Source organism: Maribacter aquimarinus, from assembly GCF_047345505.1.
Lineage (GTDB): Bacteria > Bacteroidota > Bacteroidia > Flavobacteriales > Flavobacteriaceae > Maribacter.
Map to the genome: position 1 here is coordinate 1 of NZ_JBLFEO010000068.1, position 1,408 is coordinate 1,408.

General features: G+C 40.0%; 1 protein-coding gene. It reads left to right on the forward strand.

The features are described from left to right. Positions 1–183 precede the first annotated feature (183 nt). The gene (locus tag ACKWCC_RS19235; protein WP_413997594.1) at positions 184–729 is read left to right on the forward strand and encodes a hypothetical protein; all 546 of its coding nucleotides are present in this window, start codon (positions 184–186) and stop codon (positions 727–729) included. Positions 730–1,408: the final 679 nt, after the last annotated feature.

Sequence of the window (1,408 nt, forward strand, 5' to 3'; positions counted from 1 at the left end):
CTGGCGTCATAAAGGGGCTCTTAAGCAAGGTTTTTGCACCGATCGGAAATGGTGGCCGAAATGCGCCCCGAATCGTAGCGGCCTAAAGTTTATAATCCTTGCGAAAATCAGCAAGCCCTAAATTAAGTGCTTAAAACACGCAACGAAATCATACACTAGACCGTTAGCAACAAGCTTAAAAAAGTGAGTGACCATTATACATCCATAGTTTCTGAAAAAACTAATCAGGCAGATTCCCAAGAATTGGCGGATAGAATTATTAGCTTTTTAACTGAAAAGAAAATTATTCAAAAAGAACTCTCAGATTGTGTTTTAGGTTCAACTGGACACAAACCCGCAGAAAATTTCGGTTCTATTCTTGAAAAACAATACGAAGGATTTTTGGACTCAAAAACAAATGGACTTGAAATAATAACTGAAAGAAGAGTATTTGAAAATGGTGCAAATGGACTAGAGCAAGTTAATTGCCCAAATTGTGGACAAAATCAAATTGAAGAGGATTGGGGCAGCGCATTGGAGAATTGGTATGGAAACTTAGAGTCGGACTTAGTAAAATGCTCAAATTGTTTATCCGAAAACTCAATAACTAAGTTCAACTTTGAGCCAAATTGGGGATTCGGGGACTTCGGGCTTATTTTTTGGAATTGGGGTAAATTCAAGAGTGAATTTTTAATCGAATTAGAAAAGGTAATCGGAACGGAATTGAAAATAGTTTACGGCAAACTCTGACGGAAAAGCCAGTTGCTAACAATGCCTAAACGTAATGCGGACTTTAGGGCAAAACCGAAAGGTCTGTGTATATTTATAATGTCGCTAAATCTTTGGGATTTAGCTTTGGAAAAAAAAGAAAAAGCGAAACCAAAAGCTTTAGCTTCGTGCGCAGACGGAAACGAAATGTTTCCTTGCCCCCGCACTACGCTTAGCCGAACCGTTGGGCGCAATTTTGAAAATTTTTAGCGGGAATTGAAAATATCGAAAAAGTTCTGCGAAATCGGATTTTCAAAATTATTACGGTCGGACTTAAAAAATCAAAACGTAAGCAGAACGTAGATGGACTTTTTAGCAAGTTTGCACAGACGGACTTGAATATCAAAACGCAAACAGAACGCAGATGGAATCTTTAGCAAGCTTGCGCAGATGCAATTGAAAATCAGAACGCAAGCAGAACGTAGATGGAATCTTTAGCAAGTTTACGCAGATGGACTTGAAAACCGAACTGCAAACAGAAAAAAATTAAGCAGTACGCAAACGGAAACGGCACACTCGAACGGAAAAAAACTGCGCCCAATAACTAAGCGTTCGTGCGGTCGGTACGACCGAGCATGAACGCGGTGTTGAACTACACCGGGTTCTTGGTACCTTTTTCTGCTATGGGGATTGGTCTGTATTGGAAGGGAGGTTTGCAGCG